22 protein-coding genes and 1 other RNA gene are annotated in these 22,374 nt (G+C 66.4%); 9 read left to right on the top strand and 14 right to left on the bottom strand.

Annotation, left to right across the window (positions count from 1 at the left end):
- Positions 1–43: 43 nt before the first annotated feature.
- Positions 44–1,132: an endo-1,4-beta-xylanase gene (locus J2Y55_RS16995; RefSeq protein ID WP_310155697.1), complete on the bottom strand. Its 1,089-nt coding sequence runs from the start codon at positions 1,130–1,132 to the stop codon at positions 44–46.
- Between the two features lie 142 nt (positions 1,133–1,274).
- Here J2Y55_RS16995 and J2Y55_RS16990 point away from each other — a divergent pair, with 142 nt between their 5' ends.
- Positions 1,275–2,516: a lipopolysaccharide biosynthesis protein gene (locus J2Y55_RS16990; RefSeq protein ID WP_310155694.1), complete on the top strand. Its 1,242-nt coding sequence runs from the start codon at positions 1,275–1,277 to the stop codon at positions 2,514–2,516.
- On the opposite strand, the gene J2Y55_RS16985 is transcribed toward J2Y55_RS16990, so the two are convergent.
- Entirely contained in the window at positions 2,467–3,357 is an 891-nt protein-coding gene (locus J2Y55_RS16985; protein ID WP_310155689.1) for a DUF6492 family protein, read from the bottom strand. The genes J2Y55_RS16990 and J2Y55_RS16985 overlap by 50 nt on opposite strands.
- Complete coding sequence (locus J2Y55_RS16980; RefSeq protein ID WP_310155686.1) at positions 3,354–4,160, bottom strand: WecB/TagA/CpsF family glycosyltransferase; 807 nt, start codon at positions 4,158–4,160, stop codon at positions 3,354–3,356. The genes J2Y55_RS16985 and J2Y55_RS16980 overlap by 4 nt, the downstream gene beginning before the upstream one ends.
- 500 nt (positions 4,161–4,660) lie before the next feature.
- On the opposite strand from J2Y55_RS16980, the gene J2Y55_RS16975 reads away from it, so the two are divergent.
- The 3 genes from J2Y55_RS16975 (at position 4,661) to hemA (ending at position 7,979) form a co-directional block, all read left to right on the top strand.
- Positions 4,661–5,407 (top strand): SDR family NAD(P)-dependent oxidoreductase, encoded by a 747-nt coding sequence (locus tag J2Y55_RS16975; RefSeq protein ID WP_310155683.1) that lies wholly within the window; start codon positions 4,661–4,663, stop codon positions 5,405–5,407.
- 10 nt (positions 5,408–5,417) lie between these two features.
- Positions 5,418–6,677, top strand: a complete 1,260-nt coding sequence (locus tag J2Y55_RS16970; RefSeq protein WP_310155680.1) for an allantoate amidohydrolase — start codon at positions 5,418–5,420, stop codon at positions 6,675–6,677.
- 90 nt (positions 6,678–6,767) lie between these two features.
- Positions 6,768–7,979 carry a 5-aminolevulinate synthase gene (hemA, locus tag J2Y55_RS16965; RefSeq protein WP_310155677.1) on the top strand — a complete coding sequence of 404 codons (1,212 nt, stop codon included), beginning with the start codon at positions 6,768–6,770 and terminating at the stop codon, positions 7,977–7,979.
- A gap of 140 nt (positions 7,980–8,119) precedes the next feature.
- On the opposite strand, the gene J2Y55_RS16960 is transcribed toward hemA, so the two are convergent.
- A complete protein-coding gene (locus J2Y55_RS16960; RefSeq protein ID WP_310155675.1) occupies positions 8,120–9,313 on the bottom strand; it encodes an O-succinylhomoserine sulfhydrylase in 1,194 nt (397 codons plus the stop codon).
- A 216-nt stretch (positions 9,314–9,529) separates the two neighbouring features.
- Between J2Y55_RS16960 and J2Y55_RS16955 the strand changes: the two genes are divergently transcribed.
- Positions 9,530–10,675 carry an alpha-hydroxy acid oxidase gene (locus J2Y55_RS16955; protein WP_310155672.1) on the top strand — a complete coding sequence of 382 codons (1,146 nt, stop codon included), beginning with the start codon at positions 9,530–9,532 and terminating at the stop codon, positions 10,673–10,675.
- A gap of 82 nt (positions 10,676–10,757) precedes the next feature.
- On the opposite strand, the gene J2Y55_RS16950 is transcribed toward J2Y55_RS16955, so the two are convergent.
- The 9 genes from J2Y55_RS16950 to rpmH all read right to left on the bottom strand — a co-directional run bounded on the left by J2Y55_RS16950 (position 10,758) and on the right by rpmH (position 17,846).
- Positions 10,758–11,507 (bottom strand): pyrimidine 5'-nucleotidase, encoded by a 750-nt coding sequence (locus J2Y55_RS16950; protein ID WP_310155670.1) that lies wholly within the window; start codon positions 11,505–11,507, stop codon positions 10,758–10,760.
- Positions 11,508–11,686: 179 nt separating this feature from the next.
- A complete protein-coding gene (gene argB, locus J2Y55_RS16945) occupies positions 11,687–12,583 on the bottom strand; it encodes an acetylglutamate kinase (protein WP_310155665.1) in 897 nt (298 codons plus the stop codon).
- Between the two features lie 91 nt (positions 12,584–12,674).
- Positions 12,675–13,043, bottom strand: a complete 369-nt coding sequence (locus J2Y55_RS16940; RefSeq protein WP_310155662.1) for a DUF423 domain-containing protein — start codon at positions 13,041–13,043, stop codon at positions 12,675–12,677.
- Position 13,044: 1 nt separating this feature from the next.
- A complete protein-coding gene (locus tag J2Y55_RS16935; protein WP_310155659.1) occupies positions 13,045–13,803 on the bottom strand; it encodes an AAA family ATPase in 759 nt (252 codons plus the stop codon).
- 85 nt (positions 13,804–13,888) lie between these two features.
- On the bottom strand, positions 13,889–14,554 hold the full coding sequence (gene yihA / locus J2Y55_RS16930) for a ribosome biogenesis GTP-binding protein YihA/YsxC (protein WP_310155656.1): 666 nt from the start codon (positions 14,552–14,554) through the stop codon (positions 13,889–13,891).
- Positions 14,555–14,563: 9 nt separating this feature from the next.
- Positions 14,564–15,196 (bottom strand): CatB-related O-acetyltransferase, encoded by a 633-nt coding sequence (locus tag J2Y55_RS16925; RefSeq protein WP_310155653.1) that lies wholly within the window; start codon positions 15,194–15,196, stop codon positions 14,564–14,566.
- A gap of 79 nt (positions 15,197–15,275) precedes the next feature.
- Complete coding sequence (gene yidC / locus J2Y55_RS16920; protein ID WP_310156290.1) at positions 15,276–17,162, bottom strand: membrane protein insertase YidC; 1,887 nt, start codon at positions 17,160–17,162, stop codon at positions 15,276–15,278.
- A 38-nt stretch (positions 17,163–17,200) separates the two neighbouring features.
- The gene (gene rnpA / locus J2Y55_RS16915; protein ID WP_310155651.1) at positions 17,201–17,656 is read right to left on the bottom strand and encodes a ribonuclease P protein component; all 456 of its coding nucleotides are present in this window, start codon (positions 17,654–17,656) and stop codon (positions 17,201–17,203) included.
- Positions 17,657–17,711: 55 nt separating this feature from the next.
- Positions 17,712–17,846 (bottom strand): 50S ribosomal protein L34, encoded by a 135-nt coding sequence (gene rpmH, locus J2Y55_RS16910; protein WP_067253664.1) that lies wholly within the window; start codon positions 17,844–17,846, stop codon positions 17,712–17,714.
- Between the two features lie 302 nt (positions 17,847–18,148).
- On the opposite strand from rpmH, the gene ffs reads away from it, so the two are divergent.
- The 4 genes from ffs (at position 18,149) to recR (ending at position 21,323) form a co-directional block, all read left to right on the top strand.
- Positions 18,149–18,245, top strand: an RNA gene (gene ffs / locus J2Y55_RS16905) — signal recognition particle sRNA small type.
- A gap of 136 nt (positions 18,246–18,381) precedes the next feature.
- Positions 18,382–20,235 carry a DNA polymerase III subunit gamma/tau gene (locus J2Y55_RS16900; RefSeq protein ID WP_310155642.1) on the top strand — a complete coding sequence of 618 codons (1,854 nt, stop codon included), beginning with the start codon at positions 18,382–18,384 and terminating at the stop codon, positions 20,233–20,235.
- 52 nt (positions 20,236–20,287) lie between these two features.
- On the top strand, positions 20,288–20,608 hold the full coding sequence (locus tag J2Y55_RS16895; RefSeq protein WP_310155640.1) for a YbaB/EbfC family nucleoid-associated protein: 321 nt from the start codon (positions 20,288–20,290) through the stop codon (positions 20,606–20,608).
- A 109-nt stretch (positions 20,609–20,717) separates the two neighbouring features.
- Positions 20,718–21,323, top strand: coding sequence for a recombination mediator RecR (gene recR / locus J2Y55_RS16890; protein ID WP_310155637.1), 606 nt, complete (start codon positions 20,718–20,720; stop codon positions 21,321–21,323).
- A 130-nt stretch (positions 21,324–21,453) separates the two neighbouring features.
- Here recR and J2Y55_RS16885 read toward each other — a convergent pair whose 3' ends face one another.
- Complete coding sequence (locus tag J2Y55_RS16885; protein WP_310155634.1) at positions 21,454–22,149, bottom strand: outer membrane protein; 696 nt, start codon at positions 22,147–22,149, stop codon at positions 21,454–21,456.
- Positions 22,150–22,374: the final 225 nt, after the last annotated feature.

The following is a 22,374-nucleotide window of genomic DNA, read 5'->3' as shown; positions in this document are numbered from 1 at the left end:
ACGGCGCTGATCGCCGCTCCGCAGGCATGCATCCGGCCAGGCATCAACCCGCGCTCCGTCGATAGCGGTTGAGCACGTTCATCATCAGTTTCGGCTTGTAGTCGGCGTCCAGCGGCAAGGGCCGCGCCTTCGCCGTGTCCCGCCGCGGAAAGGTCTCGTGAATCCAGGAATAGCGGTCGCTCAGCCCCCAGGTCACGATCGCCCTGGGCGGGCGAGCCGTGGTGACGGCGTTGAGATAGGTCGAGACCAGGCTGGCGGCGGCGCGGTCGCGCGTCGCGGCGTCGGCCGGCAGCTTCCAGTCGATCACATCAAGCTCGGTGACCTCGACATCGACCTCGAGCTTGCCGAGCGCCTCGACGAAGAGCTGCAGGCCGTGGGTGTCGATCGGATTCTCGGCATAGAGATGCGCCTGCATGCCGATGCCGTGGATGGGAATGCCCTTGTCCTTGAGCCGGCGGACGAGATCGAGCGCGATCTGCCGGCGCGCGACGACGCCGGCGTTGGGTTCCTCGAAATTGAAGTCGTTGAGCACGAGGCGCGCCTTGGGGTCGACGCGCGCGGCGGTGCGGAAGGCGATCTCGACATGCTCGGGGCCGAGCAGGCGCTGCCAGATCGTGTCGCGCATGGGTTCGCCCGGCGTCGGTTCGAACTTGATCACCTCGTTGACCACATCCCAGGTCGCGATCCGGCCCTTATAGCGGTCGACCACCACCTCGATATGACGGATCAATTCGCGCTCCGCCTCGGCGCGGCTGGTCATCGCCTTGGCCCAGGGCGGCAAGGCCTCGCCCCAGAGCAGGGCATGGCCGCGCAGGGCCTGGCCGTTGCCCTGCGCGAAGGCGACGAGCTCGTCGGCGCCCGAGAAGTCGAACCTCGACCGGTCGTGCCGCAGCGCCTCCCATTTCAGGTCGTTCATCGGCACGATCACGTCGCAATAGCGCTTCAAGGCGTCGCGATAGAGCGGGTCCTCGCGAAAGGTCTCGATCTGCGCCGCCGAACCGAACGGAATTGGCGCGCGCTGCGCCGCGGCGCGCGAAGCCGTGAGCCCGGCCGCGACCAACCCGGCGCCGGCGAGCAGCGCGTCGCGCCGCGTCAAGGGCGCGTCATATCGGGGCGGGGCGGGCTCGTTCATCGCGCGGCACAGTTCCGTTTCGTTTAGGGTCGCTCAACGCCTCTCGGCTAAGGAAGACGGGAGATTCGGCAAAGCGCAGGCACGAGCCGAGCCAGCCATCGCTGCTTCAACGGGTTCCATGTCGCCTGACCGCTCCACCATCTTGACCTACCTCACGATCCTGAGCGGCTCGGCAGGTCGGCTCGTCATCTCCCTTGTCTACTTCCTCATCGTTGCGAATACGTTGACTCTCGGCGAATTCGGTTTGTTCGCGACCGCCTCCGCCAGCGGCCTGATCCTGTCGCGCTTGCTGGCCTTCGGATTCGTCTCGCCGGTCTATCGCGTCGCCACCGTCAAGCCGCGATTGCTCGGGGCCTATCTCGCCGGCTTCGCCGGGCTTGCCTGCCTCTCCGTCCCGGTCATCCTGCTGGCTGCGGCAGGCGTCTACGCGGCCCTGTTCGCCGACCGGCTCGCGCTCCTGCCCTTCGCCCTGATCATCGGCGCCGAAATCGTCGGCTGGCGGCTGGTCGAGGTCGTCGCCATCGTCAATAACGGGCTGCGGCGCTTCCGCGAGGCGGCGCTGCTCGTCATTGTCGGCTCGTCGCTGCGGACGCTGGCCGCCATCCTGTTCTATCTTTACGGCCATGCCAGCCTCGCCATCTGGGCCTGGGCCTATCTCGCCGCGACGCTGGCGACGGCGCTGCTCGCGCTCGCATTCTTCCTGCCGAAACTGCGCTGGCGCCTTGCGCATCGGCTTTATCCGCGCCGCATGGCCGACGCGCTCTACGCCAGCGCCGCCGAGATCGTCTTCTATGTCCAGGCCGAGCTGGACAAGCTCCTGGTGCTGGCGCTCGCCGGAGAGCGCACGGCCGGGCTCTACGCCATCGCGATGCGCGTCGTCGATCTGACCGCGATGCCGGTGCGCAGCTTCAACCAGATGCTGGTGCAGAAGATCATGCAGGAGCGCGGCCTTGGCGGCGGGCTCGGGCGGCGGGCGCTGATCGAGTTCGGCATCGCGCTGATCTCGGTCGCGGGTCTTGCCGCCATCATCCTGCTGTTGAAGCCGTTTCCCGGAGCGCTCGGCCGCAACGTCTCGGAGGCGGCCTATCTCTTCCTGCCGATGCTGCTGGTGCCCGCCTTCCGCAATCTCGTCGAATACCATGCCGAATTGCTCTATGCTCGGGAGCTCACCGGCTCGCGCATCGCGCTGCTCTGCGCGGTTACGGCGCTGAAAGCCGCGCTGGTCTCCTGGGTGATGACGCGCTTTTCCGCCGGCGATGCCTGGGCGCTCTGGCTCAACGCCGTCTTCGGGCTGGTCTACATCCTGTCGGCGGCCGTGACCTACCGGCTGCTGGCTACTGCGCCTCGAACAGCGCCTTCAATCGCTCGACCGGCTGGCCGATGAAGGATTGCACGCCGACCGCAACCTGACCCTCGTCGAGGACATCCTCGAAGGAGCGCAGGCTCGCAAGCCCGCCGGCATCGCCACCCCAATAGACCTTGCAGAGTTCAAAGCCGTCCGGGGTGTGGCCCGCGGCCTCGAGGCCGAGCACGCGCTCCACGAAGTAGCCATAGATCATGTATTCGGAGAATTGCCGCTGGGAGGCGATCGCGCTGACCCAGTCGCGACCGTTGATCTGCTCGATACGCGCCAGCAGCGCCCGGACATTGTCGCTGCGCCAGCTCACCAGATTGTTGATGTAGTCGGGGCTGGGCATCGTCGGCTGGGGCAATCCGAGCAGCCGCGCCGCCATCTCGCACCAGGCGACATGCTCGCTCATCTCCGCGGTGATGCCGGCGGGCTTCACATAGAGCCGGACTGCCTGGTCCTTGCCGAGATGGGCCACATCGAACGGCCGCAGGAACAGCATGTCGGAATCGGCGAAGAGGATCACGTCTTCACCGCTGACCAGCGGCAGGGCGAATTTCCGCAATTGCTGAGCGTGCCAGCCGCGCAAGGGCGGGACACCGCGCCGCAGCGCGCGAAAACCGGTCCAGATCCGCCGCCGGCCGAGCGCGAGCGGATCGGGCCGGGATTTGAGCCAGGATGGTAACAGCGCGGATTCGGCAATCACCTGCCGGCGCGGGCCCGCCAGCGGCTTGAACAGCGCGACGTCCTTGTCCTCGACCAGCAGGTAATGCATCGCGTGACCGGTGACGAAGCGGTCGATGCTGGCGCAGAGCAGCCGGCAGCGCTCGATGTCGCCGGCATAGCTCGGCGTGGCGATGGCGTAGCTCGGTTTCATCGCGTGGATCGACGACCGAACAACCGGGCGCGCAGCATGCGCAGGACAAAGACCGGATTGCCGAGCACGTAACGGCGCCAGAGCCGGCTGGGTTCCAGCCAGAGTCGGAAGAGCCATTCCAGCCTCAATTGGCGGAACACCTCGGGTGCGCGCGAAACCTCGCCGGCCAGGAAATCGAACAGGGCACCGACGCCAGCCGCGGCCGAACAATGCTGCGGCCCGAGCTTCTGCGAGATCCAGCGTTCCTGCCGTGGATTGCCGAAGGCGACCAGAAGCAGATCGGGCGGCGTGGCCTCCAGTTTCGCCAGCAGCGCGGCCTCCTCGCCGGGAGCAAAATAGCCGTGGCTGAGCACGCTGAAGCGATGCTCGGGATATTGCAGGGACAGGCGCACGGAGGCGCGGGCGGCGACGCCGGGGCGTCCGCCGAGCAGGGCGACGCGCAGCCGCCGCTTTTCCGTCGCGAGCAGGCCGGGGATGAAGTCCGTGCCGTTGAGATTGGCCGGGAACGAGGCGCCATGCAGCAGCCAGCCGCCGAGATCGACGCCGATCCCATCTGCAAGGACCAGGAAGCCCGCAAGCTCCCGGCGCAGCGCCTGGTCATGCGCCGCCAGGTTGACGAGATGGGCGTTGCAGAAGGCGAGCTTGAGATGCCGCCGATTGGCCATCGCGTCGCTGACTTCAGCAAGCGCCTCAGTGCGCGTCAGCACCGCGATCCCGACGCCGCCAATATCGCGCGTGGCGAAGCCCGGCTTGGCCGGAGCGTCCGCTTGGGTCGCAAGATCGAGGGATAGAGTGGCGACCACGGGTTTACGTCTTGCTCGATTGAACTGGAGCTTACGTCAGCGCCGATAGGGGCGAGGGGTCAAGTTGAACCAAACGGGAGGGTGAACGGCTTCTTCCTGCAATTGTAGCTACCGGGTTAATCGAAAAGCTCCCTAAATCGAAGGTCTGTTTCGATCCGGCACGTTGTCGAGACGTCGCTCGCGCAATTACAACTTGGCGTTGAGTAACCTGCCCTTTCCGGAGCGCACGCTTCATTTTGGCACGGCCGCCTGCCAGCTCGACGATTACCGATATGGTTACTGAAATCTATCGTTTGGCATCGCGTTTTAATGTGCCCCGGGTAACGGCGCGTTCCTGGCTTGCCTCTGCTCCAGCCAAACCCGCGCCTCCGGCAGGCGGCGCCTTGCGCTGGGACGGGTTCACAGCCTCGGCGATCATGCACGAGCAGGATGTGAAAAACCGGTTCCCAGTTTTTCGCATCCTGCTCTAGGTTGCGGCACCACCGAGCCAGGGGCCGAAGATGAATCAAATCGATTTAAGCAACCGCGTCGCCATCGTCACCGGCGGAGCCCAGGGCATCGGCCGCGCCGTCGCCGAGCGTTTCGCCGCCAGCGGCGCCAAGGTCGCGATCTGGGATCTCGACGGCGATCTCGCGCGCAAGGCCGCGGCCGAGATCGGCGGCGAGGCGACGGGCCTCGCCATCGACGTGACGGATGCGGCCGCCGTGAAGGCGGCGAGCGACGCGCTGGAGGCCAGGCATGGCAGCGTCGACATCCTCGTCACCAGTGCCGGCATCGCCGGCCCCAATCTCAAGACCTGGGAATACCCGCTGGAGGAATGGGCCCGCGTCATGCGCCTCAATGTCGACGGCACGCTGCATTGCTGCCAGGCGGTGATCCCAGGGATGATCAAGCGCAATTACGGCCGCCTCGTCCTGGTCGCCTCGATCGCCGGCAAGGAAGGCAATCCCAACGCCTCGGCCTACTCCGCTTCGAAGGCGGCGGTGATCGCGCTGACGAAGTCGCTCGGCAAGGAACTGGCGACGCAGGACATCGCGGTGAACTGCATCACCCCGGCCGCCGCCCGCACCCGCATCTTCGACCAGATGAGCGAGGAGCATATCGGCTACATGCTCGCCAAGATCCCGCGCGGGCGCTTCCTGCTGCCCGATGAAGTCGCCGCCATGGTCGCCTTCCTCGCCTCGGCCGAGAACAGCTTCACCACCGGCGGCGTTTTCGACCTTTCGGGCGGGCGGGCGACTTACTAAGCTCGGTGCCATGACTCAGATGCTTCCCTCCGCCGCGGTACTCGGCGCCCGCGCCTTTGCTGCGCTTGCCGGCCTCAACCGTTTCACCGACGAGCCGGGCAAGCTGACGCGGCTTTATCTCTCGCCGGCCCACAGGCAGGCGGCGGAGTGGACCAAGGGCGCCATGGAGGTGGCCGGCCTGACCGCCTTCATCGATGCTGCCGGCTCCGTGCAGGGCCGCCGCGAGGGCGCGACGCCCGGCCTGCCGGCGGTGATGATCGGCTCGCATATCGACACGGTGAAGGATGGCGGGCGCTTCGACGGCAATCTCGGCGTCGTCGCCGGCATCCTGGCGGCGCAGGCCTTGCGGGATGCAGGCATCGTCCTGCCCTTCGCGCTCGAGGTCGTGGCCTTCGGCGACGAGGAGAATGTCCGCTTCCCCACCCATCTCTCGACCTCCTCGGCGCTCGCCGGCGATCATGATCCGGCCTCGCTCGAGGCGCGCGATTCCGATGGGACGCGGCTTGCCGACGCGCTCGTCGCCTTCGGCGGCGATCCCTCCGCCATCGCCAAGCTCGCGCGCAAGCCCGGCGCAGTGAAGGCCTATCTCGAGGTCCATATCGAGCAGGGCCCGGTGCTGGAAGCCGAGAACGAGGCGGTCGGCATCGTCACCGCGATCAACGCGCAGAGCCGCGCACGCATCCGCGTCACCGGCGAGGCCGGCCATGCCGGCACGGTGCCGATGAGCCTGCGCAAGGACGCGCTCGCCGCCAGCGCCGAGATGGTGCTGGCGCTGGAGGCGATCGCGGCGGCCCATGACCAGGCGGTCGGCACGGTCGGCGCGCTGCGGCCCGACCCGGGCGCCACCAATGTCGTGCCCGGAGCCGTCGATTTCACGATCGATTTCCGCAGCCCCTCGAACGAGACGCTCGCGCTGGTGGAAGCCGATATCCGCGCCCGCTTCGCCGAGATCGCGGCGCGCCGGGGCGTGACGATGGCGTTGACGCCCTACGCCAAGGCCGAGGCCGTGCCGATGGATGAGGCCCTGCAGGAGGCTTTCGCGGCAGGCATTGCCCGCACGGGCGCCAATCTGAGCGCACGGCGGTTGCCATCGGGGGCCGGCCATGACGCCATGACGATGGCGAAACTCTGCCCGGCTGCGATGCTGTTCGTTCGCAACGAGAAGGGCATCAGCCACTCGCCGCTGGAGAACATGACCGAGGCCGATGCCGGTATCGCGATCCGCGTGCTATTGGAGACGTTGCTGGATCTCGCGCGCCGGGAGGCTTGAGGCGCGCTGGGGGCATTTCCCCCGCGACACCGCGTGCCATTTCCCGCTTGCGCCGGTTTGCGTAGGAGGTAGGCCGTCAGGAGGCTTGCGATGGACTACGAGAACTTCTTCCGCGCGGAGCTCGATGGGCTCCACAGGGAAGGCCGCTACCGGGTCTTCGCCGATCTCGAACGCCATGCCGGGCATTTTCCGCGCGCGACCTATCACGGCGCGAAGGGCCCGCGCGACGTCACCGTCTGGTGCTCGAACGACTATCTCGGCATGGGCCAGCATCCCGATGTGCTCGCCGCGATGCATGGCGCGCTCGATGGCTGCGGCGCCGGCGCCGGCGGTACGCGCAACATCGCCGGCACCAATCACCATCATGTGCTGCTGGAGCGCGAGCTTGCCGACCTGCACGGCAAGGAATCAGCCCTGCTGTTCAACTCCGGCTATATGTCGAACTGGGCTTCGCTCTCGACGCTCGCATCCCGCCTGCCCGGCTGCGTCGTGCTGACGGACGCGCTGAACCACGCCTCGATGATCGAGGGCATCCGCCATTCGCGCGCCGAGAAGCACGTCTTCGCCCATAACGATCCCGAGGATCTGCGCCGCAAGCTGAAGACGATCGACCCTGGCCGGCCCAAGCTGATCGCCTTCGAGTCGGTCTATTCGATGGATGGCGACATCGCGCCGATCGCGGCGTTCTGCGACATTGCCGACGAGTTCGGCGCCATGACCTATATCGACGAGGTCCACGCGGTCGGGCTCTACGGCCCGCGCGGCGGCGGCGTCAGCGAGCGCGAGGGCTTGAGCCATCGCCTGACCGTGATCGAGGGCACGCTTGCCAAGGGCTTCGGCATCATGGGCGGCTATATCGCCGCTTCCACCGCGACCTGCGACTTCATCCGCAGCTTCGCCTCGGGCTTCATCTTCTCGACCTCATTGCCGCCGGCCTTGGCTGCCGGTGCGCTGGCCTCGATCCGCCACCTCAAGCGCAGCCAGGCCGAGCGTCAGGGCCAGCAGGAGCGCGTCGCCGCCGTCCGCGCCCGGCTCGACATTGCGGGCATCCCGCATCTGCCCAATCCCAGCCATATCGTGCCGGTGATGGTCGGCGATGCCGTGCTGTGCAAGCGGATCAGCGACGAATTGCTCGAGCGCTTCGACATCTATGTCCAGCCGATCAATTATCCGACCGTGCCGCGCGGCACGGAGCGCCTGCGCATCACGCCCTCGCCGATGCATTCCGACGCCGATATCGACCATCTCGTCGGCGCGCTCACCGCGATCTGGGGCCAGGTCGGGTTGAAGCGCGCGGCGTGAGGCGTGTCATCCCGCACGCGCCGCAGCACGCAGTGCTGCTGCGCAGATGCGGGATCGTAGGACGCCTATTCCTGATGACGGTCCCGTGTCTGCGCCGCGGCATTTCATGCCGCGGCGCAGACACGGGATGACTGCGGTTTTCAGACCGTCGCCAGCGCCTGCTTGATATCCGCGATCAGGTCGTCGGGATGTTCGAGCCCGATCGAGAGCCGGATCATCCCATCGGTCACGCCCATCGACGCCCGCACCTCGGGCGTGAAGCGCTGATGCGTCGTGGTGGCCGGATGGACGATCAGGCTCTTGGCGTCGCCGAGATTGTTGGAGATGCGGATCAGCTTCATCGCGTTGAGCAGGCGGAAGGCCGCATCCTTGCCGCTGGCGACCTCGAAGGCGATCAGCGTCGAGGGGCCGCTCATCTGCTTGGCGATGGTCGCAGCCTGGGGATGGTTCTTGTGGCCGGGGAAGATGACCTTGGACAGCTTCTCCTGGCCTGCCAGCCAGTCGGCGATGATCGATGCGCTCTGCGCCTGCCGCTGCACGCGCAGCGGCAAGGTCTCCAGCGCCTTCAGCATCACCCAGGCATTGAAGGGCGACATCGCCGGGCCGGTCTGGCGCAGATAGGTCTGGATCTCGGTCTGGATGAGCTCTTCGGAAGCGAGCAGCAGCCCGCCGAGACAGCGTCCCTGGCCGTCGATGTGCTTGGTGGCGGAATAGACCACGATGTCCGCGCCCAGCTCCAGCGGCCGCTGGAAGAGCGGCGTCGCGAAGACGTTGTCGACGATGAGCCTGGCGCCGACTTCCCTAGCGATCGCGGCCACCGCCGCGATGTCGATCACTTCCAGCGTCGGATTGGAGGGGCTCTCGAGGAAGAACACCTTGGTGTTGGGCCTGACCGCCTTGCGCCAGGCCTCGATGTCGGGCCCGTTCACCAGCGTCGAGGCGACGCCGTAACGCGGCAGATGCTCCTCGACGACATAGCGACAGGAGCCGAACAGCGCCTGTGCCGCCACGACATGGTCGCCGGCGCGCACCAGCCCCATCACCGCCGCGGTGACGGCGGCCATGCCGGTCGCGGTCGCGCGGCAGGCCTCGGCGCCCTCGAACGCGGCCATGCGCTGCTCCAGCATGGTCACGGTCGGGTTGGAGAAGCGGGCATATTGGAAGCCCGGATCCTTGTTCAGGAACCGCGCCTCGCACTGCTCGGCGCTGTCATAGACATGGCCTTGCGTCAGGAACAGCGCCTCGGAGGTCTCGCCGAATTGCGAGCGCAAGGTGCCGGCATGGACCAGCCGCGTTTCGGGGTGCAGGGTTGCCCCCTTGTCTTGTCCGGTCATGATCACTGCCTCGTTCGTTATAACGGACGAAAGCGATAACAGATCAAAACTGGTCCGTAAAGACGAACGATCTGCCTCCACAGAGGCGTTGTCGCAACGATTTTTCTCCAAAGGCATTCGCCCGGCCGCCGCAGGCTGCCGGCTGGCCAAGCCTGGAAATCTCGGCCAAGGTCGCGACCTCTCCTCAGCAGACAATCCGACTTCGAGACAAAAGCGATGCGCCTGGGCGACTGCCACAATTTCCACGATTTCCGGGCGATGGCGAAGCGGCGACTGCCGGGGCCGATCTTCGACTATATCGACGGCGCAGCCGATGATGAGGTAACCCACCGCCGAAACAGTGAGAGCTTCGAACGTTGCGATCTGGTTCCCAACGTCCTGCGCGGCGTCGGGCAAGTCGATATGTCGGTCACCGTCATGGGCCAGAAGCTGGCGATGCCGGTCTATTGCTCGCCGACGGCGCTGCAACGCCTGTTCCACCATGAGGGCGAGCGCGCCGTCGCGGCGGCGGCCGCGAAATACGGCACCATGTTCGGCGTGTCCTCCCTGGGGACGACCAGCCTCGAGGAGCTGCGCAAGCGTCACGACACGCCGCAGGTCTACCAGTTCTACTTCCACAGGGATCGCGGCCTGAACCGCGCCATGATGCAGCGCGCCAGGGACGCCGGGGTCGAGGTGATGATGCTGACCGTCGACAGCATTACGGGCGGCAACCGCGAGCGCGATCTGCGCACCGGCTTCTCGATTCCGTTCAAGCTGACGCTTGCCGGCATGCTGCAGTTTGCGCTGAAGCCGAGCTGGGCCCTGAACTATCTGACGCATGAGCGCTTCAGGCTGCCGCAGCTCGACGCCCATGTCGACATGGGCGGGGGCGCCATGTCGATCAGCCGCTATTTCACCGAGATGCTCGACCCGACGATGAGCTGGGACGATGTCGCGGAGATGGTCAAGCTCTGGTCGGGGCAGTTCTGCCTGAAGGGCGTGATGTCGGTCGCCGACGCCAGGAGGGCCGTCGATATCGGCTGCACCGGCATCGTCCTCTCGAACCATGGCGGGCGCCAGCTCGACGGCTCGCGGGCGGCCTTCGACCAGCTCGCCGAGATCGTCGATGCGGTCGGGGATCGGATCGACGTGATCATGGATGGCGGCGTGCAGCGCGGCACGCATGTGCTGAAGGCGCTGTCGCTCGGTGCCAAGGCCGTCGGCCTCGGGCGCTATTATCTCTATCCGCTGGCCGCGGCAGGCCAGCCGGGCGTCGAGCGCGCGCTTGGCGCGATGCGCACCGAAATCGAGCGCGGGATGAAGCTGATGGGCTGCAGCAGCATCGACCAGCTGTCGCGCGAGAACCTGCGCTTCCGGTAGAGCATTGCTTTAACGCGTTTTCTTCACGCGAACCGGTATCCACTTCGCTCGAAAACGCTCTAGAAGCCGTTTCGGTCCAGGCTCAGGCGCCTTGGCCTGCCGCGCCGCCCGCTCGCCCGAGCGGCGCAAGGAAGCGGGTCAGGTCGTCCGTGACATAGTGCACATGTCCGGCCTCGATTGCGGCCTGCTCCCAGACCTCGCGGAAGGGGTCGGGCGTGCGCGGAATGATCAGCACGGTCTTCATGCCCAGCGCGCTGGGAACGACGAGGTTCTTCTCGATATCCTCGAACATCGCGGCCCGCCCGGGATCGACCGCATGCTTGGCGAGGAAGTTCTCATAGGTCGCCCGCTCGGGCTTGGGCAGGAAGCCGGCCTGGACGATATCGAAGATGTCCTCGAAATGATGCAGGATGCCGAGCTTACCGGCGACGTTCTCGGCATGGCCGCGCGAGCCGTTGGTCAGGATCAGCTTGCGCCCGGGCAGGGCCGCGATCGCATCCCCCAGCGCCGGATCGGGATCGAGCAGCGTCAAATCGATCTGGTGGGCGAAATCGAGGAAGTCGTCGGGATCGACGTCATGCTCCTCCATCAGCCCCTTCAGGGTCGTGCCGTAGCGCTCGTAATAGTAGCGGCGCAGCGCATGCGACGAGAGGCCATCGAGGCCGAAGAGTTCGAGCAGGAACAGCGTGATGCGCTCGTTGACCTGCGGCCAGACCTTCGCTTCATGCGAATACAGCGTGTTGTCGAGGTCGAAGACCCAGTGGTCGACATGCGCGAAGGCCTCCGCGGGCAGCGGCGGCACGGAGGCGGGAGGTGAGGCGTGCGTGTTCATGGGGACTCAGGAATGTGGAGCGCCCAGCCTGACATGCAAGTCCTCTGCTAAGGTTTAAGCACGGGGCAGGCTCCACGCCGTCATTGCGAGCGCAGCGGAGCAATCCAGCTGGCTGCGCGCTGCGGCCCTGGATTGCTTCGTCGCCATGCTCCTCGCAATGACGGATGGAGAGGTGCGGATTACCGCCGGATGATCGTGCCCGAGCCGGTATCGGTGAAGAGCTCGATCAGCGCCGCATGCGGCACCTTGCCGTCGAGGATGACGACCGCCTCGACGCCCTTTTCCAGCGCGTAGATGCAGGTCTCGATCTTCGGGATCATGCCGCCCGAGATCGTGCCGTCGGCGATCAGCCTGCGGCATTCCTCGACCGTCAGCTCCGGGATGAGCTGCTTGTCCTTGTTCAGGACGCCGGGCACGTCGGTCAGGAGCAGCAGGCGCTTGGCGTTGAGCGCGCCCGCGATCGCGCCCGCGAAGGTGTCGGCGTTGACATTGTAGGTCTGGCCGTCGGCTGCCGAGCAGACCGGCGCGAGCACCGGGATGAGCTCGGCCTTCAGCACGGCGTCGAGCACCGTGGTGTCGACCTTGTCGGGCTCGCCGACGAAGCCGAGATCAAGGACCTCCTCGATCTTCGAATCCGGATCGACGATGGTGCGCGTCACCTTGCGGGCGGTGACCATGTTGCCGTCCTTGCCGCACAACCCGATCGCCTTGCCGCCCTCGCGCGAGATGTAGCCGACGATCTCCTTGTTGACCGAGCCGGCCAGGACCATCTCGACGATCTCGACCGTCGCCTGGTCGGTGACGCGCAGGCCCTGCTTGAATTCCGACTTGATGCCGAGCTTGGTCAGCATGCGCGCGATCTGCGGCCCGCCGCCATGGCAGACCACGGGCTTCACGCCCGACTGCTCGAGCAGCACGATGTCCTCGGCGAAATCCTCCGCCGTGGCAGCGTCGCCCATGGCGTTTCCGCCATATTTGATCACCACGACCTCTTGGTCGTAGCGCTGCATATGCGGCAGTGCGACGACCAGCAGGTCGGCCGATTGCGACGGTGTCAGAAGGGCGGGGTTGATCATCGAACAGGCTCCGCGAGCGCGCGCAAGACAGCCGCGCCGGTGCGCCTTCTAGAGCATCATGCCGAAAAGTGGAAACCGGTTTTCGACGGTCTCAGTTGCGTGGCGCAAGTGCTGCGGCCACGGCCAGCCCGAGCCAGCCACCGAGCATGAACCAGCCGCCGATGGGCGCGGCGCGCGGGAACAGACCCTCGTTGAAAAAGCCTCGCCGCGTCAGGTCGGCCGCGAACAGGGCCGCACCCAGGATCAGCGCCGAGACCGCCAGCCGCGCCACGAAATCGGTCAGGAAACCAGCCTTGCGGGCCGCGGTCGCGCCGATCACGGCAGGGGCGTGGAAGAGCAGGATCTGCCCAGCGGTCCCAACATTCTGCGTGCCGGTGACATGAGCTGCCGCCGCCAGCAAGGCGACGCCGGCAAGGCCCATCAGGGCGGCGAGGATGAGATGGATCTTTGTGGCGGTCATCTCAGTCCTCGATCGCGAGTTCGACGAAGCCGGCCGGGTCGGCACAGAACTCGCGCATGATCCGGAAATGGGCGGTGTCCTCAAGTGCGATGGGTTCCAGCCCGTATTTCGACAAGCCGAGCAGGCGCGCGCCGGGAAACGCCATCAACATGGGGGAATGGGTGGCCATGATCACCTGCGTATGCCCCGCCCGCTCGATCCGCTGTAGCAGCTTGAGGAATGTCATCTGGCGTGCCGGCGACAGCGCGGATTCCGGCTCGTCGAAGATGAAGAAGCCCTGCCGCACGCAGCGCTCCTCGAAGAAGCGCAGAAAGCCCTCGCCATGGGAATGAGACAGAAAGTCCGGCGGCGGCCCAGAGCCGATCGCGGCCTCGTCCAGATAGCGGGCCACCGAAAAGAAGCTCTCGGCCCGGAAAAACCAGCCATTCGTGATCTTCGGCAGCCAGCTCGCTCGCAAGGCCGGGCCGAGCGCGCCGCCCATCGCCTCGATCGCAATGGAATGATCGACCGGACGATAGCCCTTGCCGCCACCTGCCTCATCATAACCCGCCAGTGCCGCGATCCCCTCCAGAAGAGTGGACTTCCCGGTCCCGTTCTCACCAACGATGATCGTGATCGCGCGGTCGAAGCCGAGCTCGAAACCCCGCGCCAGAAAAGGCAGGCAGAACGGATAAAGCGAGGGATCGGCGACCTTCTCCTCGTCCAGCCAGACCCTTTTGAGGAAAGGGGCAGGCAGGCGGGTCGGTCGCGATCCTCTCATCGTCCAGGCCTTTCCGCTCACCGCGCATCGAACCAGGCTTTCGACTGCCGTATCTATAGATCCGGTTGCCGGTCGTGAGCGCCGCTCACTCGCGCTCCGCCAGCACGCGCCCCACGGCCGCCCGCAATTCCGGGATGCCGAGACCGCTCTCGCTGGAGGTCAGCAGCACCTCGGGGAAGGCGGCCGGGCGGCGCTTGATCTCGTCATAGGTCGCCTCGATCATGAACTGCTGATCGGCTTTCTTGAGCGCGTCGCCCTTGGTCAGCACGACCTGGTAGGAGACGGCGGCCTTGTCGAGCGTTTCCAGCACCGCGCCGTCGACATCCTTGATGCCGTGCCGGGCGTCGATCAGGACATAGACGCGCATCAGGTTGGAGCGCCCGCGCAGATATTCATGGATCAGATTGGTCCAGGCCGCGACCTTGGCCCGGCCGACGGCGGCATAGCCATAGCCTGGCATGTCGACGATGGTCAGGCGCTCATCGGCGCCGACCTGGCGGAAGAAATTGAGCTGCTGGGTGCGCCCGGGCGTATGCGAGGTCCGCGCCAGCGCGTTGCGGCGGGTGACCGCGTTGATTAGGCTCGACTTGCCGACATTGGAGCGCCCGGCGAAGGCGATCTCCTGGCCGACCATGGGCGGCAGGTCGTCGACATGGGTCGAGGCCCAGACGAAGTCCCAGGGGCCCTCGAACAGCTTGCGCGCGTTTTCGATCTCGTCGTCGCCATAAGGCGTGGTCAGGCTTGTCGTCATCGTCTCTGCCTACACGGCGGCGCGCAGCGCGTCGATGTCCGCCGACGCGATCACGCCGATGTTGCGCGCGATCTTATCTGCTTCCCAGTCCCACCAGCGGATTGCGAGCAGCTGCGCCGCGATCTCGGGCTCAAAGCGCATCTTCACGACGCGTCCGGGATTGCCGACGACGACGGCATAGGGCGGCACGTCGCGCGCGACCTGCGCCCGCGTGCCGATGATGGCGCCGTCACCGATGGTGACGCCGGGCATGATCACGGCCTCGCGGCCGATCCAGACATCGTTGCCGATACGCGTGTCGCCGCGAAAGCCGGTGTTTTCACGGCTATAGTCGGGCGCGTTCTCGAAGCCGAACATGCCGAAGGGAAAGGTCGAGAAGCCGCCCATCGGATGGTTGGCGCCGTTCATGATGAATTGCGCGGCCTGGGCGATGGCGACGAATTTGCCGATGATCAAGCGGTCGCCGATGAAGTCGAAGTGATAGCGCACGCAGCGCGCGACGAAATGCTCGGGCCCGCGCGAGTCGTCGTAATAGCTGTAGTCGCCGACCTCGATCAGCGGATTGTCGACGATCGCCTTGAGAAAGGCCGTGCCTTTCCAGCCGGGAATGGGATGGCGGGTCAGGGGATCGGGGAGGGGCATCGCGACCTCCTCGTCATCCCGGAGGCCGTAGGTCGACCGGGATGACGGTATCTGGAGCGGTGGCGGAGTGGTCGCCGCCTTACTTCTTGTTGCTGTTGGCCGGCTTGGCGGGAGCCGCGACCGCAGTGGTGGCCGCCGCCGGTGGCTTCTTGCCGAACAGGCCCTTGATGTTGTCGAACAGCTCGATCTTGGCGCCGTTCTTTTTCATGATGTAGCCCTGCTGGGTCACCGAGAGCAGGTTGTTCCAGCTCCAATAGATCACCAGGCCGGCCGGGAACGAGCCGAGCAGGAAGGTGAAGAACACCGGCATCCAGGTGAACATCATCTTCTGCACCGGGTCCGGCGGCTCCGGGTTCATCTTCATCTGGATGAACATCGTGATGCCCATGAAGATCGGCCAGGCGCCGATATGCAGGAAGGCCGGCGAGGCGAAGGGCAGGAGTCCGAACAGGTTGACGATCGAGGTCGGATCCGGCGCGGCCAGATCCTTGATCCAGCCGAAGAACGGCGCATGCCGCATCTCGATGGTAATGAACAGGATCTTGTAGAGCGCGAAGAACACCGGGATCTGCAGCAGCACCGGCCAGCAGCCGGCGATCGGGTTGATCTTCTGCGTCTTGTACAGCTCCATCAGCGCCTGCTGCTGCTTCATCTTGTCGTCCGCATAGCGCTCGCGGATCGCGACCATTTCCGGCTGCACGGCCTTCATCTTCGCCATCGAGGCGTAGGATTTGCTGGCGAGCGGGAAGAACAGGCCCTTCAGCAGCAGCGTGACGCCCAGGATCGCGATGCCGAAATTGCCGACATGCTTGTAGATCCAGTCCATCACGAAAAACATCGGCTTGGTGATGAAGTAGAACCAGCCCCAGTCGATCAGCAATTCGAAACGCTTGATGCCGAGGTTCTTCTCATAGCCATCGATCGCCGCGACTTCCTTGGCTCCGGCGAAGAGATGCGCCTGGCTCGCCGCGCTCGCGCCCGGCGCGACGGTGACGGCCTCGCCGAGAAAATCGGCCTGATAAGTGCGCTGCGACCCGGTCTGGACCGAGGAATAGCGGCCCTCATATTTGCGCGTCTGATCGGGGGCGACCGCTGCGGCCCAATATTTGTCGGTGATGCCGACGAAGCCGCCGACGGCGTCCTTCCAGACCTTGCCGTTGGCGCCGGGCGAGAGCAGCGGCTCCTTGTCGATCTTGTCGTAGGTGTATTCCTGCAGGCCCTGCTCGCCGAGATTGCCGATCAGGCCCTCATGCAGGACGTAGTAGCCCAGCGTCACCGGCTTGCCCTGGCGCACGACCTGGCCATAGGGGAAAAGCGAGACGGGCGCGCCGCCCTTGTTCTCGACCTGATCGTTGATCGTGAACATGGCGTTGTCGTCGATGGTGATGACACGCTTGAACAGCAGCCCCTGGCCATTGTCCCAGGACAGCGTCAGCGGCGTGCCGGACCGCAGCACCTGCCCATCGGCGGTCCACAGGGTCGTGGCGTTGGGCAGCGACACGGCGGTGCCGGGAGCGGCCACCCAGCCGAAATCGGAATAATAGGCGTTGGGCCCGCCGAGCGGCGAGAGCAGCACGATGATGGCGCTGTTGGGATCGACCGTCTCGCGATAGGCCTTGAGCGAGACGTCGTCGATGCGCGCGCCGGTGAGCGCGATCGAACCGGCGATCTTGGCCGTCTCGATGCGGACGCGCGGGCTGCGGGCGAGCGCCTGCTCACGGGTCTCGGAGGCCAGTGTCGCGGGGACAGCGCCCGGAGCGGCCGTACCGGCAGGCTGGCCGGGCACGGTCGAGGGGGCAGGCGTCGTGGCGGGCGAGCCGGCCGGCGTGGATTGCGCCTGCTGGTTCTGCTGGGCGACCTGCTTCTGCTTCTCCATCTGCGGCACGCCGTAGAAGAACTGCCAGCCGAGCAGCACGACCACGGAGAGCGCGATCGCCAGAAGCAGGTTGCGGTTGTCTTCTTTCATCATGATCGGAAACAAATCTCGCTGACGCCCGACGGGGCTTAAGGTTTGGCCGGCGCGCTGCCGCTATCGGGCGCGCGCTGCGTGTCTTGCGGGGGCTTGCGGCCGGTGGCCGCAATGGGCTTGGCCGCAGGGGATTTGGCCGGACGGGGCCTGGCCGGCCGGGCACGGTCGAGCGCGATCGAGAGATCGGCGACCAGGGCCTCGAAGCCGGCGCTCAGCGTTTCAGTGCGCGCGATGATCACGACATCGCAGGGCCGCCCGGCCTGGGCGCCGAGCGCGAGCGCGGCGGCGGCACGCAGGCGGCGGCGGATACGGTTGCGCTTGACGGCGTTGCCGACCTTGCGTGAGGCGGTCAGCCCGAGGCGCAAGCCATCGCGGCCCGCCTCCTCGGCAGCGTCGCGCACCTGCACCGTGAGCACCGACGAACGAAAACGGCGGCCGTGCTCGGCCGCCGCCAGGAATTGCTTGCGTTGGGTCAGACGGGCGAGGCGCATGGCGATTGGCCAGTCTTCCAGACAAGAAGGCGCGCGAGGCTCACGCGCCGGCAGCTCAGGCCGAAAGCTTCTTGCGGCCGTGGGCGCGGCGGGCTGCGATGACCTTGCGGCCGCCGGCAGTCGCCATGCGGGCGCGGTAGCCGTGGCGGCGCTTGCGAACCAGCTTGCTGGGTTGATAAGTTCTCTTCACGATCCGTCTCCGGGGCCTTGTCAGCCCGGCAGTCGCGGCTTCCCTCGGGAAGCGTGACCATGCGAGCCTGTCATGCAAAAGGTTCTGCGCCGCCTACAAGGCTGCGCAAGTGGCGGGCTTATGGCGGATGGCTCCGTCCAAGTCAATGCCGAATGCCCGGCCGCATGCCCGGTTCGAACGCGCCGGCCTGCGACCCTTCGTCCTTGGCGAAGGGCACGCGGTCAATAGCCCCAGGCCGGCTTGAGCCGAGAACAGCGACGGGCAGGCTTGCGCTCGGGCGCGACATCCCCGATATAGCGCCCGGGAGGTTGGCGAGGGACGTCTCACTCGCCAACCGGGTCAGGTCCGGAAGGAAGCAGCCCTAACGAGACCGAACGGGTCTTCGTCCAGCCTCCCACCTCATGCGCGCGATCGGCATGCGGCCTGGCGGCGCGATTGCGACATGTGCGACGCCCTTCAGGCCATCCGCGACAAGACCAGGCCTTGACCGTCACTAAGCGTTGACCGTCGCCTCGCGATTGGCGAAAGCAGTCTGATGACCGACGAGACCGACGCCGCCTTCTCAGACGAACCTGGCTTTGCCGGCTTCGAGCCGGCGCCTGCTCCGGCCGCGCCGACGCCTTACCGCGTGCTGGCCCGCAAATACCGCCCCGCCCATTTCGGCGACCTGATCGGCCAGGACGCAATGGTGCGCACGCTCACCAACGCCTTCAGCGCCGGCCGCATTCCCCAGGCCTGGATGCTGACCGGCGTGCGCGGCGTCGGCAAGACCACGACCGCCCGCATTCTGGCGCGCGCGCTGAACTACCAGACCGAGGATGGCGGCGGCGCGCCCACGACCGACCTCACCCGTTTCGGCATCCACTGCAAGGACATCATCGAGGGCCGGCATATCGATGTGATGGAGATCGACGCCGCCTCCAATAACGGCGTCGACAATGTTCGCCAGATCAACGACGCGGTGCGCTACGCGCCGGTCTCGGCCCGTTACAAGGTCTACATCATCGACGAGGTGCACATGCTCTCGGCCGGTGCCTTCAACGCCTTCCTGAAGACGCTGGAGGAGCCGCCGCCGCATGCGCGCTTCATCTTCGCGACGACCGAGATCCGTAAGGTTCCAGTGACCGTGCTGTCGCGCTGCCAGCGCTTCGACCTGCGCCGCGTCGATGCGAGCCTGCTGGTGTCGCACCTCTCGGGCATCTGCAAGGCCGAAGGTGTCGAGGCCGATGACGAGGCGCTGGCGGCGATTGCGCGCGCGGCCGAGGGCTCGGTGCGCGATTCGCTCTCGATCCTCGATCAGGCCATCGCCCATGCGGCGGGCGCGATCATGCTCGACGATGTCCGCTCCATGCTCGGCCTCGCCGACCGGGCTCGCATCATCGACCTGTTCGAGGTGGTGATGAAGGGCGACATCGCCGCCGCGCTCGGCGAACTTCGGGCGCAGTATGACGCCGGCGCCGATCCGGTCGTGGTGCTGACCGATCTCGCCGAATTCACCCATCTGGTGACGCGCCTCAAGCTCGTGCCCGAAGCGCTGAAGGACAACACGCTGAACCAGGCCGAGCGCCTGCGCGGCGGCGATTTCGCCCAGCGCCTGTCGATCCGCGTGCTGGCCCGAACCTGGCAATTGCTGCTCAAGGGCATCAGCGAGGTGAAGCAGGCCGACAGGCCGGTGATGGCGGCCGAGATGGTGCTGGTGCGCCTCGCCCATGCCGCCGACCTGCCGACGCCGGATGAAGCCCTGCGGATGCTGCGCGACGGCTCCGGAGCCATGTCGGGCGGCAATGGCGCGCCCTCCTCCACGCCGCGCCCGCCCTCGGGCGGCGGCAACACGGCGCTGGCCGCGCGGCCGGTGCTCGCCAGCGCCAACCCGATGCCGGCTGCCGTGGCCGCCCCGCGCGCCATGGCCCAGCCGCTCGTGCAGGTGGCTTCGCTGGAGGATGTCGTGGCGCTCGCCTCGCAGCATCGCGACATCACGCTCAAGATCGCGCTGGAGCGCGATGTCCGCCCGGTGCGCTTCGAGCCGGGCCGGATCGAGTTCTCGGTGACCTCGGGCGCATCGCGCACGCTTGCCACCGATCTTTCGCGCAAGCTCAAGGAATGGACCGGCCAGACCTGGATGGTGGCAGTCGTCACCGCCGAGGGCGGCGCGACCCTGCGCGAGCAGGCCGAGGCCGAGAAGGACCGGCGCGAGAGCGACGCGGCCTCGCATCCGGCGGTCAGGGCGGTGCTCGAGCGCTTTCCGGGCGCGCGCATCGTCGATGTCCGCGATCCGCGCGCCGCCGCCTCCGAAACAGCTGCCGCGACGTCCTCCGAGGATGATTATCTGCCTGAGGCCGAGCCGCTCTTCGACGATAGCGAGCCGGATTTCGACGGCATCGATTTCTGATTTTCCAGTATCCGGTTTCCAGAGGCAGTCAGGGACTACGGGAGAAGCGACCATGCGCGACATGATGGGCCTGATGAAGCAGGCACAGCAGATGCAGCAGAAGATGGCCGATGTTCAGGCCGAGCTCGACACGATCGAAGTCGAGGGCGCGGCCGGCGGCGGCATGGTGAGCGTCACCATGACGGCCAAGGGCGCGGTCAAGGCGGTGAAGATCGACCCCGCCTTGATGCTCGCCGATGAGCGCGAGATCCTGGAAGACCTGATCGTCGCCGCCTGCAGCGATGCGCGCAACCGCTCCGAGCGGGTGATGCAGGAGCGCATGGCCGAGATCACCAAGGGCCTGCCGATCCCGCCCGGCATGAAGCTGTTCTGAGTTTCCGCCGTCATGCTCGGGCTTGACCCGAGCATCTCGTGCAGGAATGCCTCTGGATGAAGAGTTGGTCGGCTCAAGGCCGACCATGACGCGAGCCTCAAGGCCCCCCATGTCCCGCGCCATCGCCGGCCCCGAAATCGAGCGCCTGATCCAGCTCCTGGCCAAATTGCCGGGGCTGGGGCCGCGTTCGGCCCGGCGCGCGGCGCTGCATCTCGTCAAGAAGCGCGAGCAATTGCTCGGCCCGCTCTCGGAAGCCATGGCGGTCGCCCGCGAGCGCATCGTCGTCTGCTCGAGCTGCGGCAATATCGACACCTCCGACCCATGCTCGCTCTGCCGCGACCCGCGCCGCGACGACGGGCAGATCGTGGTGGTCGCCGATATCGCCGATCTCTGGGCGCTGGAGCGCTCGGGCGCGGTCCAGGGGCGTTACCATGTGCTCGGCGGGATCCTGTCGGCGCTGGACGGCGTCAGGCCCGAGCATCTGACGCTCGAGGCGCTGGTGGCGCGCGCCTCCGATCCGGCGGTCAAGGAAATCATCCTGGCGCTCAACGCCACGGTCGACGGCCAGACCACGGCGCATTTCGTCACCGACCTTCTGGCCCATCTGCCGGTCAAGGTGACCAAGCTCGCCCATGGCGTGCCGGTCGGCGGCGAGCTCGACTATCTCGACGACGGCACGCTCGCCGCCGCGATTAGGCAGCGTACGGGTTTCTAGAGCGCTTCTGGCCCGTTCCCATCGTCATTGCGAGCGAAGCGAAGCAATCCAGGAGTGCGCCTGAAGCTGGATTGCTTCGCTTCGCTCGCAATGACGGGGACTGGCGCGCAGAACCGCCGCCAGCATCCGCTCAGAATTTGTAGGCGAGGCTCGCCCGCACGGTGTGCGTCTTCGCCTCCTGCTCGCCGGCGAGGCCCAGCGCGGTGTTCCGGGCAGCGGGGTCGAACTTGCCGTAATCGGTGTAGCGGTATTCCGCGCCCAGGATGAGGTTGCTGGTCAAGGCGTAGTTGACGCCGCCGCCGAGCGTCCAGCCAGCCCTGGAAACCTGCGTGCTGCCGCCGAGGCCGGAGATGGGATCGTAGGACCGGAGATTGAATTCGGTGAAGGCCGCGCCGCCCGTGCCGTAGATCATCACGGTGTCGAAGGCGTAGCCGATGCGGCCGCGCAGCGAGGCCTGCCATTCGCGCTGGCTGCGTCCGAGACCGAAGCTGCCGCGCTCCTGCAAGGCTTCGAGATCGCCTTCGAGGCCGAGCACGATCGAGTCGAACTGGACATTCAAGCCGGCCTGCCCGCCGCCGAGCGCGCTTCCGGGCGTATCACGGAAGGCGCCGGCATAGCCCAGCCCGGTGGCGGAGAGCTGCCTGATCTTGTCCGAACCCCAGGAATAGCCGCCTTGCGCGCCGAGATAAAAGCCGGTCCAGGAGTAGAAGCTGGGCAAAGCCGGCGCGGGCGGCAATTGCTTGCCCGAGGACAGGTCGGCAGCCATGGCGGCGCCGCCGGTCAGGATCAGTAGGGCGGCCAGCGCGGATTTCAGCGGCGTTCTCATCACGATCTCAACTCTCAAACGACATCTGGGACTCAGGGCTCTGGCGCCGCACCTTGCAGTGCGGCCCTTCCGGAGCATCCGAGCCTTTCCGCGCGTTCGTCACGCGCGCCGGTCCTTGAACAGAAGAAAGCGTTAAGGTTAACAATCACCTAAGCCGCCGCATCGGCGCTGATACGGAACAAGCGTTGCGCTGCGTTGTTGCAGCTATGCTGTCGTCATGGCGGT

Origin of the sequence: Allobosea sp. BE125 (assembly GCF_031456075.1) — a bacterium.
Lineage (GTDB): Bacteria > Pseudomonadota > Alphaproteobacteria > Rhizobiales > Beijerinckiaceae > Allobosea.
This window is presented reverse-complemented; position numbering and strand designations above follow the sequence as displayed.